Annotated in this window: 7 protein-coding genes; all 7 read left to right on the forward strand. The window is 43.2% G+C overall.

Features of this window, described 5'->3' with window-relative positions; translation table 11 throughout:
* Nucleotides 1-580 (forward strand): cupin domain-containing protein (locus tag ABWY16_RS18775; RefSeq protein WP_353906202.1); only part of this gene is annotated, 580 nt, incomplete at its 5' end.
* Between the two features lie 51 nt (nt 581-631).
* Complete coding sequence (locus tag ABWY16_RS18780; protein WP_353906203.1) at nt 632-1,132, forward strand: cupin domain-containing protein; 501 nt, start codon at nt 632-634, stop codon at nt 1,130-1,132.
* 403 nt (nt 1,133-1,535) lie between these two features.
* Nucleotides 1,536-3,065, forward strand: a complete 1,530-nt coding sequence (locus ABWY16_RS18785) for a SusR-related protein (RefSeq protein ID WP_353906204.1) — start codon at nt 1,536-1,538, stop codon at nt 3,063-3,065.
* A 394-nt stretch (nt 3,066-3,459) separates the two neighbouring features.
* Nucleotides 3,460-6,492 (forward strand): SusC/RagA family TonB-linked outer membrane protein, encoded by a 3,033-nt coding sequence (locus ABWY16_RS18790; protein WP_353906205.1) that lies wholly within the window; start codon nt 3,460-3,462, stop codon nt 6,490-6,492.
* 10 nt (nt 6,493-6,502) lie between these two features.
* A complete protein-coding gene (locus ABWY16_RS18795; RefSeq protein ID WP_353906206.1) occupies nt 6,503-8,137 on the forward strand; it encodes a RagB/SusD family nutrient uptake outer membrane protein in 1,635 nt (544 codons plus the stop codon).
* A 60-nt stretch (nt 8,138-8,197) separates the two neighbouring features.
* Entirely contained in the window at nt 8,198-8,872 is a 675-nt protein-coding gene (locus ABWY16_RS18800) for a basic secretory protein-like protein (RefSeq protein ID WP_353906207.1), read from the forward strand.
* A gap of 3 nt (nt 8,873-8,875) precedes the next feature.
* Nucleotides 8,876-11,164 carry a GH92 family glycosyl hydrolase gene (locus ABWY16_RS18805; RefSeq protein ID WP_353906208.1) on the forward strand — a complete coding sequence of 763 codons (2,289 nt, stop codon included), beginning with the start codon at nt 8,876-8,878 and terminating at the stop codon, nt 11,162-11,164.
* Nucleotides 11,165-11,767: the final 603 nt, after the last annotated feature.

Genomic DNA, 11,767 nt, shown 5'->3' on the forward strand with positions numbered 1-11,767 from the left:
GCTTTGGCATTGTGCTGCTAGTAACAAAACCTCAAACAAAAACACGATGAGAAACTCAGGATACGCTAAACTGATCAGATCAGCAGAAAGCAAAGGGCAAAGCATAGTGGAACTGAACATTCTTCCAGGAGAAAAAACGCCATGGCATTATCACAGCTTGTTTTCAGAAACTTTTACTGTCCTGAAGGGAACCCTGGAGGTAGGTAAAGGAAAAGCAATCATGCAGCTCAAAGAGGGTAATGTGGCCACCATCGATGCGAATGAGAACCATTATTACCATAATGTTTCTCACGAAGAATGTATCATCACTACCACTATAGATCCTGGGAACAGGAACTTTGAGCATGCCCTCTTCATTTTAAAAGGATTGGCAAACGATGGCTTAGCTACCCAGGCCGGAACACCAAAGAAATTCACAGACCTGTGCTTGTTTGTTTACTTAAGCAATTCACGGATGGCAGGATTTCAGAAATTTGCTGAGCCTGTATTTAATTTCTTTGCAAAAGCCGCTATCAAAAAAGGACAACTCAACATGCTTATACAAAAATATGTAATTGAGAGTCAGAAAAACAGAAGCTGATCAGCGCTTGTTCTGGTTTGAAAACGTAAAATTTATAACAACTATATTCCTATGGAAAACTCAAAAGCAACACCGATTACAGTAGACCCTACCGGCGGGGAAATTTTGTCAGTGGCAGGCGGTAACTACCGTATACTCGTTTCCGGCAAACAAACTAATGGAGCATTTTCAACCATTGAAATGCTGGTACCTCCTCAAAATGGCCCCGGACCGCATTCCCACGCCAATTTCTATGAGTCCTTTTACATTGTGGAGGGCGAAGTGGAGGTTCATTCAGAAGCCGGATCATATTTGGCGAAGAAAGGCTCTTTCGTTGTAGTGCCCGAAGGAGGTATTGTACATTATTTTAAAAATGTAAGCGATAAATTGGCGCAGTTGCTTTGTACAGTTGTCCCTGCCGGCCTGGAAGAATTTTTTGAAGAAATCGGCGAACCTATAGCTGCCAGAGAATTTCTTCCGCAGCCACCGATGGATGCTGAATCTATTCAAAACCTACAGGCTATTGCGGAGAAGCATGGACAGATTTTGTATCCGCAAGGCTTCCTCGACTAGCCTCCGCAAGGTATGTTACTGTAATAGCTTTGAGTCTTTTCAGTTCACGGTCATACACCACGTTCTTCCTGCCGGCACACGAACTGAATATAAATGCCAAAAGAACAAATGCAGGAAAGAGGACGAAAAAGTAAAGAAATAGTTAAAAATCCTGTTAATAGACTCTGTTATAAATATTCGGCACGCCAGTTTTATCTTTGAGCTATACACCAGCAAAAGATTTGTTCAAACGTATAATTATTACGCACATTATACTATAAAATGTTAGAGTGGTATGCTATCTTCAGCAACTATCGATAACTCACTGAAACCCATGAAATTTTTTATACCTACTATAATTTATTTTCTACTGCCCTACGCTGCGCTCTGTCATCAGCAAGATAGCTTGCTGTCGGTTTTGAAGATGGAGATACTAAGAAAAAAAGAGTATGATACAAAGAAAGAACAAAAGATAATACGGCTGAGAAATCAACTTCAGCGTACATCTTCCAGTGATCTGGAGGGACAGTATTTGCTGTGTGACAAGCTTTACTGGGAGTACAAAGACTATCTTTTTGATTCTGCACATGTTTACACCAAAAGGCTCATCAGGATTGCCACCGCCCTTAAACATGTTCCAAGAAAATATGAAAGCCAGATTAAACTGGGCTTTATCCAGGTTTCCTGCGGCATGTTCAAGGAAGCGTTTGATGGTATAGACCAGCTGGAAGTGGGATTGATGCCCGACGAGGTTAAGTTCCGTTATTATCAATTGAAAACACGGGCTTTCACACGCCTGTCTATGTACAACACCAATAAATTTTATTCACCTGTACATCAGTCAGAATCTATGGTAGCACTGATCTGTGCGATCCAGCTTTCACCTCCCCATTCCTTTGAAAGGTTATCATTAACAGCGGTTTTGTATAACAACATGAACAAAACCAAAGAAGCCGCAGCGTGTTACAGGAGACTGCTTCAGCGCGAAACTCTATCAGAGCACCAAAAAGCGATCGCGGCCCATAATCTTAGCAATCTTACTGATGGCCCCGAAAAGAGAAGCTTAATTACCACCTCTGCGATCTATGATATCAGAACTTCGACTAAAGAAACTCTTGCTATATTCAGACTGGCGGAACTGCTATTTAAGGAAGGAAATATTGAAGACGCTGAATTTATGTTAAAGGAAGCCACAGAACAGGCCTCTTTTTATGGTAATAAACTGTACAACGATGAAATCATGACAGCCATGAAAGCATTGGAAGCCGAAAAGCTGATTCGTTTGGAGAGCAGTAAGAACGATACGCTGACTGTGCTGATCTGTATTTTAGCCGCTGCAATTACCGTTACCGGTATCACCTTTTTTGTAGTTTACAAAAAGCTGCAGGATGTAAGGCTAAGAGAGGTATATGTAAACGAGCAGAACCGCCAGCTGGACCACTTAAATAAAAAGCTATCTGAAGATGCTATTATTAAAGAAGAATATATAGGTTACTTTTTTCAGGTCGTATCAGGATATATCCAGAAACTGGAAAAGATCAAACGCTCGTCAGAGCGGATGATCAGGCATGATAGTTATAAAGACCTTGCAGAAATTGCGAAGGGAATAGATATCAAAAAAGAGCGTACATCACTGTTTGATACTTTTGATAATATCTTCCTAAAACTCTTCCCAAATTTTATCAGTTCCTTTAATTCCCTGCTGAAAGCAGAGGATCAGATTATTCCCAAAAAGACTGAAGTGCTGAACACCAGTCTCAGGATTTTTGCCCTGGTGCGACTGGGAATAAAGGATAGCCAAACCATCGCAAATATTTTAGAAAACACAATCAGTACCATCTACACCTACAAGTTTCGGGTTAAATCCAAGGCCATTGTTCAGGGTGAGGAATTTGATAAGATGATCATGGAAATCAAATTTAATGACCAGGAAAAACAGACGGTCAATTCATAACAGTTTCCGCAATTTCTGCCCGAAAATCTAATGTGATATTGTTAAAATATCAATGAATAACCCCTGTAAAATTTCGATTTTTCAGGGGTTATTAGCATTTATATAATTGATTTTTAATCATTTATAAAAATATCTATTTTGATTTTTCTCCTTCTTCCTTTCAGCCATATAAATCTGAGCTGAACTATGATCAACTTTGTGAACGAGGTGTTTTTTTTACAAAACATCTTCCCCCTATTTAATTCTAACCATAATAAACTTCGCTATAAACATGAGCTCTACATGATCTGAAAAACGTGCTTTCCAATAGCAGCTATTAGAAAGTAAACCGATTTAGTAATCGGGAAATGAAAACTAATTCTCCCTAATTCTAAAATGATCTAACCAATCACATATGAAAATTATTCTACCCAAATTTACAGGCTTATCTGTTATGGTGATGCTCAGTGCTCCAGTCGTGGTACTGGGAGCCAGCGGACCAAAATGGCTGGCCTACAACAACCTCAATCCGGTTGAAATTGCCAGCTTTCAAAATATCATCACCGGTAAGGTGGTGGACGATAAGGGCATCCCCCTTCCCGGAGTAACAGTAAAAAATACGGCATCAGGTAAAACAGTGCTTACGGATTCAAATGGTACCTACCGCATTGAAGCGGAAGCGGGCCATACGCTCAGTTTCAGCTTTATTGGCTTTATCTCACAGTCTCAGAGTGCCGGAGCAGCAAACAAAACCATCAGGCTGATTTCATCAGACAATAATCTAAGCGAAGTCAGCGTAGTAAGTATTGGTTACGGAACCATAAACGCTAAGGAAGTATCCTCTGCAGCTACTCACGTAGGTCCTGATCAATTCAGAAACACGGGTGCACGTAACCCTTTGGATTTGATCCAGGGTAAAGTAGCAGGTTTGCAAGTGACGCGAAGCGGCTCCAACCCTAACAGTGGTGTAAGTGTACAGCTGCGTGGTGCCGTGAGTGTAACGGGTAGTACCAGCCCTCTATATGTGATCGACGGTATTCCGGGAGGAAACCTTGACCTCCTTCAACAGGATGATATCGAGTCGATCGACGTACTCAAGGACGGATCCGGTGCGGCGATTTATGGTTCAACGGCCAATGCCGGTGTAATCATCGTAACGACCAAAAAAGGTAAAAAAGGACCACCTCAATTCAATTATTCATCCTACATCAGAAGGGAAGTTTTAAACCAGCGCCTGGATTTCCTTACAGCGGATGAGTTCCGCGCAAGAATCGCTTCGGGTGATATCAAGCAGCAGGATTTTGGAAGTACTACGGACTTCTACGCCGGACTGATCAACAAAAACAATTTCTCACAAAACCATAGCCTTTCTCTGGCAGGTGGTGGTGATCAGACAACGTACCGGGCAAGTATCAACTACCGTGATCTTGATGGTATAGCCGAACAAAACGGTCGTAAGGACTACACGGTACGCTTAAGCATCGGACAAACCGGACTCAACGACCGCTTAAAGATGGCTGTTAATCTTGCTACAAACTTAAATAATGCAAATCTTTTAGGTGGTGAAGGCTTTGAAAGTGAACTGACTAAAAATCCTACGCTATCAAATTTCAACCCTGATGGGACATACCGCTTTGACCTGACCAGCAGAAACGAACTGGCCCGCTTAAATCAGGAAACAAACTACCGCAAACAGCAAACAAGCTCAGCGGATGCAAAGGCCGACTTCACCATCATCGAAGGGCTTACACTCTCTGCATTTGGTTCGGCATTAAGGGATAATCGTGTAGACGGTCAGTACATCCTCAAAGCTGGCGAAAACTCTGTGGAGAACACCAGTTTCCCGGGTGGAGGTTACGCCGCCAGAGGTACTTTCTTATCTCAGGATTATGCATTTGAACCGACTATCCAGTACCGCAAAACTATTGCGGAGAAACATAACTTCACAATACTTGGTGGTTATAGCTACAGATACCATATCGAAGAAGGTTTCAGTGCTTCCAACAGGGGATTCATCAACGACTTGTTCCGCGAAGACAACCTTGCACAGGGATCTGCCCTGGGATTAGGTAAAGCAACAATTGCCAGTAATAAAAACGACAATACGCTGGTTGCCCTTTTCGGAAGGTTAAACTATTCATTTAACAACAAATACATTGCAAGCGTAATCTTACGCCGTGAAGGCTCATCAAGGTTTGGTAACAACAACAAATTTGGATATTTCCCAGCTGCTTCGGTTGCCTGGTTACTGTCTGAAGAACAGTTTGTCAAAGATCTCACTTTTATCAACAGCTTAAAACTGAGAGTAGGATACGGTGAGACGGGTAACAGCGGCTTTGCAAACAACGCATCCCGCGTAACACTGGGCGGTGGTGGCCGTTATATCTATCCGGACGGGCAGTATCTGGAAACTTATGGACCAACCCGAAATTCTAACCCTAACCTGAGATTTGAGAGAAAAGCTGAAACAAACGTTGGGGTAGATTTTACCATGTTCGGCAATAAGCTTTCCGGTTCGGTAGATTTGTTTAAACGTAAGGTTAAGGACCTGTTGGATACTTATACTTCTCCACAGCCTCCGTATGTACAAAGTTCGCTTTATACCAACGTTGGAACGATGTCTTCAAAAGGTATTGAGCTGGCATTGAGCTATGCAGCAATGAAACGTCCCGACTTTAGCTGGGATATAACAGCAACTGCCAGTACCCTGAAGAACACACTGGATTCCTATTCCAATGAGGAGTACAAGGTTTTATATAAGACATTTGGACCGATCGGTGGTGCAGGTGCATTGGGTGATGCCTATACTACTTATGAGGGAGAAAGACTTGGCGAATTCTGGGGCAAGCGCTTTGCAGGTTTTACACCAGATGGCAAATGGTTATTCTATAACCGCAAAGGTGAGGCGGTCTTAAATGCGCAGATCAACAACTCCAAAGACCGTAACCTGACAGATCTTGCACCTATTGGCAACGCCATCCCTAAGTATTATGCATCGCTGGGCAACAACTTCAGATATAAAAACCTGACCCTCAAAGTATTTCTGAGAGGTAAGTTCGACTATGATATCCTGAATACCACAGCACTTTCATATGCCAATAAAACCTGGAGCGGTAACCTACTGGAAAGCACATTTGGCAAATACAGCCAGATCAATGATACCTACATGTACTCAGATTATTACCTGGAAAGCGGATCCTTTGTAAAACTGGATGAGGTAACCGTTGGGTATGATTTCAAGATCAAAAACAAATACATCAACAGGTTATCTGTGTATGTGACCGGACAAAATCTTGCAACGATCACGGGCTATAGCGGCAGCGATCCTGACTATATTGAGGATACTGGTATCGGTAATGACGTTAACGGCAGGGTACTGGGTATCGATAGCCGCAGCGCTTACCCAAGCACCAGATCATTTGTGTTCGGCGTAAATATTGGATTTTAATTAAGTAGAGATGAGAAAAAGATATATCTCCTATATAGGACTGTTCATCGTAATGCTTTCTTCGGCCTGTAAAAAACAGCTCGATGAAAATGCTTACGACCAATTGATTGCAGATAATTTTTACAACAATAAAACAGAGGTTTTATCGGCTGTTTTAAGACCATACACCCATGCCAATGCCTGGGTAACTCCATCCGGACAGGATGGCTGGTGGAGACCGGCGGAGCTTTCTGCAGACCAGCTTGCATGGCCAACAAAAGGACGTCATGGCGAAGACGGTGGTAAATGGAAACGTTTACACTATCACACCTGGACCGTTGATGAAGGAGGACTGAATAACGCCTGGCGTTTAATGTTTACCGGTGTAGGATTCTGTAATGACCCGATCGAGAACATCGAAAAAAGAAGCATTACTGACATGGGACTTACCCAGACAGAGAAAGACTCTTTCCTGGCGGAACTCAAATTGCTTCGTGCGTTTCACTATTTAAAACTTATGGACCTCTTTGGAAATATCCCTGTAGTTACACAGGTTGGTATTCCTGCCAGACCAGAAACAATGGCAAGAAAGGATGTTTTCAATTTTATAGAAAAAGAAATCAAGGAAAATATAGACAAAGCACCAAAGCTTTCCAGAACACAGCTGGGACGTATGTCGCAGGCCAGTGGCTACGCCATGCTGACCGAGCTTTACCTCAATGCCGAAGTGTGGACGGGTACTGCCCGCTGGGATGACTGTATTGCTGCAGCCGACAAAGTAATGAATGGTACCGGGGGAGCACAAAACGCGACGATGGCACTGGATCCGAATATCACTGATCAATACAAGACCACTAACGACTTGTCCAGGGAAGTGATCTTCTCCATCGCCTATAACTTTACCATAGCAAACTTTGAGCCTTCATGGCCCGGAGAATTCTACCACTTTAAACAACAGGAAATCTATGGTGGCGGCCGTAACGGTAATGACGGAATCGTAGTGGTTCCGGGTAATTATACCAAATACGAAGCCACTGATTTACGCAAGTCCAGCTGGCTGAGCATTGGTCCGCAGGTTAAATTTGCTGATGGTGTTACACCTGTTTTAGCTTCTGAGGAATACAACGGTCTGCAATTGACTTTTGTTGATAACATCCAGAAAAATAAAACCAACTCTACGGTTTCCAACATGAGTGAAGGTGAAGAAAACAGCGGTGTGCGCTTCAACAAGTACAAGCTTGGCAATCAGGTTGCGGGTCCGGGAGGAGTTCCAGCAATTGATGTGAACTATAACAATACCGACTGGAACGTATACCGTTTAACCTGGATCTATTTTGCGAAAGCTGAAGCATTGATGCGCAAAAATGGTGGTACGGCAACAGCCGATGCCCTGCAGCTGATCAATGATTCCAAACAGCGTGCTTATGCTGCCGGTACATATGTACCGTATACCGCAGCTACGCTTACGCTGGACGAACTGCTCACAGAACGTGGGCGCGAGTTTATATTCGAAGGATTCAGAAGAGATGACATGATCAGGTTTGGCAAATTTACTACCGGCACCTGGTGGGACCATACACCTACCGCAGCTACCAAAGCACTTTACCCAATTCCGCAGCAGCAGAGAGATCTGAATGCTAATTTACAGCAGAATCCGGGATACTAATAAGCTACAGGAGACGTTCAGCAATGGACGTCTCCTCTTTAACTATTGCAAACACACAACATGAAGAAAAGAAACCAACTTATGCTGGCATGTTTCGGCCTTGCCTTAACGGGCAGCCAGGTACATGCCCAGGAAGTGATCAAAAAAGGAAAGTACACACTTACCTATCAGAGCAACGATCAGAGCTTCGACCCAAAACTTAAAGAAAAATTAGTAGCTACCTTTTTTGAGGTATATCCAAAACTTGCTAAAGAGTATAACCCAAAAACGCTAAAAGAAGTAAAATTCTTTATCGATACAGCCTATAAAGGCGTTGCAGCTACCTCCAATGGCGAAATCGTATTCAGTCCGGCCTATATGAGCAAGCATCCCGGAGACATCGATGTGGTCACCCACGAGGGAATGCATATTGTTCAGAATTACGGCAGAAGCGTAGGACCGGGATGGCTTACTGAAGGTATTGCGGACTATGTAAGATATAAATTCGGGATCGATAACCCCGGCGCCAACTGGACCCTGCCTGCATTAAAACCAGAGCATACTTATAAGAACAGCTACCGAATCACTGCCAGGTTCTTTGTCTGGATGGAAAGCAAGGTTAAACCAGGTATCATCAAGACTATTGACCAGCAATTGCGAGACCATACCTATACTGCAGAAAGCTGGACCAAGCTCACGGGTAAAAACCTGGATGAACTTTGGGCAGCATATGTTCAGAATCCTTCTATCAGTTAAGCTATGAAAAAACTATTACTGGCCTGCTTAAGCCTTGCTGTTTCGTCTGCTTTTGCGCAGACCACAAAAACGATCAGCGACCCCGTTGAATATGTAAACCCAATGATGGGTACCATGTCTAAGCCAAGCCTATCAACAGGAAATACTTACCCTGCTATCGGTTTACCCTGGGGAATGAATATCTGGACACCTCAGACAGGAAAATCAGGAGATGGATGGGCTTATACCTACGATGCAGACAAAATCCGTGGGTTTAAACAAACGCATCAGCCTTCACCATGGATGAACGATTATGGTGCATTCAGCATTATGCCTGTCACCAAATCCCTCAAGTTTAAAGATGACGAGCGTGCCAGCTGGTTTAGCCACAACGCCGAAGTCTCAAAACCATATTATTACAGTGTTTATCTGGCAGATGCCGATGTCACAACAGAAATTACACCTACAGAACGCGCTGCACAGTTCAGGTTTACATTTCCTCAAACGGATAGTGCATTTGTAGTGGTAGATGCACAAAATAAAGGATCTTACATCAAGATTATTCCAAACGAGCGAAAGATCATTGGCTATACTACTAAATATGCCAGAGGCCCGCTCCCTAAAAACTTTAAAAATTATTTTGTCATTATCTTCAATAAGGATTTTGTCCTCACAAAAACATTTGAAGGCGATGCACTGGGCAGCCAGCTGGAATTAACAAGTGATCATAGTGGCGCTGTGATTGGTTTTAAAACTGCCAAAGGCGAAAAGGTAACTGCAAAAGCAGCATCATCGTTTATCAGTTTTGATCAGGCAGAGCTAAACCTGCAGAGAGAGCTTGCAGGTGATTCATTTGACGCTACGCAGGCCAAAGCAAAAGCTACCTGGAACAAGGCTTTAAGCAAGATTTCGGTAGAAGGCGGCAGCACGGACCAGCTCAGGACATTTTACTCCTGCCTGTACCGTACCCTGTTTTTCCCCAATAAGCTTTACGAGCTGGACCGGGATAATAAAATCGTGCACTGGAGCCCTTACAATGGAAAAATATTGCCGGGCTACATGTTTGCCGGCACCGGCTTCTGGGATACCTTCAGAGCCTTGTATCCATTCCTTAACCTGGCTTACCCTGCTATCAATAAAGAAATGCAGGAAGGTCTGATCAATGATTATAAGGAAGGTGGATGGCTGCCTGAATGGAGCAGTCCGGGCTATGCAAATATCATGGTTGGCAATAACTCTGCTTCAGTAGTTTCTGACGCTTACATCAAGGGATTACGGGGCTATGATATCAATACACTCTGGGAAGCATTAAAACACGGAGCAAACAACGAAGGGCCGATGGCTGCCGTTGGGCGCGACGGAGTGAAGTATTACAATGACCTCGGTTATATCCCTTTTGATGTTAAGGTAAGGGAAAATGCGGCCAAAACACTGGAATATGCATATGATGATTTTACGATTTACCAGTTAGGTAAAGCTTTAGGCAAACCTGCTGCGGAAACTGATATTTACAAAAAGAGGGCGATGAACTACAGGAACCTGTTTGATCCTGCATCAGGTTTGATGCGCGGAAAGAATCAGGATGGAACTTTTCAGACTCCTTTCCGTCCCTTTTTATGGGGCGGTGCCTTTACTGAGGGCAATAGCTGGCACTATACCTGGTCGGTATTCCATGATGTGGATGGACTGGCAAAGCTGATGGGCGGATCCAAAAAGTTTGTAGAGAAACTGGATTCCGTATTTTCTATGCCTCCGGTCTTTGATGAGCAGAATTACCGAAACGTAATCCATGAGATCCGGGAGATGCAGATTGCGGGTATGGGACAGTATGCACATGGCAACCAGCCTATCCAGCATATGATTTATCTGTATAACTATGGTGGTGCACCCTATAAAACGCAGTATTGGGTAAGAGAAACCATGAACAGAATGTATAAGGCTATCCCTAACGGCTATTGCGGTGATGAGGACAACGGGCAGACTTCTGCATGGTATATCTTCTCGGCAATGGGATTTTATCCGGTAACGCCGGGTGTAGACCAGTACGTTCTGGGCGCGCCTTTATTCAAAAAAGTGACGATCTCGCTGGATAACGGTAAAAAGGTGATCATCAATGCACCAGCAAACAGTGATGACAATCGTTATGTGCAGTCGCTGCAGCTGAATGGTAAAGACTACTCCAAAAACTGGATCAGCCATAGCGGATTACAGAACGGGGCAGTATTAAACTTTAAGATGTCAGCAGAACCAAACAAAGCAAGGGGTTCAGATCCCTCTGCATATCCATATTCATTATCTAAAGATGAGAAATAGCGTATCATAAAGTTTTGGTGTCGTAGTTTAAGCCAATAGTTGTAAGAGACTATTGGCTTTTTATGTATTAACAAACTTGTATACTTAATTTGAAAATGCCATTTGGTGCTAACAATTCATATAACAGCCAACTGTGTTTTGGTGTTTTCCCAACGGAAAACATTACCGTGATTTCTTCAGTCAGTTCAGCCCATTCCCTTTTTTCAGCTTCACGTTCTGCCAGTAATACCTTTAACAGGCTAACGTTTTCCTGCTCTCGGGGATGTGCCCGAAAACCATCTGCCGGCTTCTGCGCTATACTTTAACAGCAATTGCTGAAAATTCTGATTTGCCTTTAGCAGAGAATCACCAAGCGCGGCCTCAGGCCCCGTCTTCTGACGCTCAGACCAGTAATCGATTCTTTTGTAACTTATGATAGTTTGTTCTCAATATCCGTAGTGGGAACGCAGGAGTGATGAGTGTTAGCAAGAGAAGGGTAAACATTGATTTCGGATCATATCATTATTATTAGTAATCGTTTTAGTAAATATATCAGCTAAGCTCCCTTTATTAAAACATTACCCATTTCTGAGGGGTTAAGAAAGTGTAATCTTTAATATTATG

Origin of the sequence: Pedobacter sp., assembly GCF_040513095.1 — a bacterium.
In the GTDB taxonomy this organism is placed as follows: Bacteria; Bacteroidota; Bacteroidia; order Sphingobacteriales; family Sphingobacteriaceae; genus Pedobacter.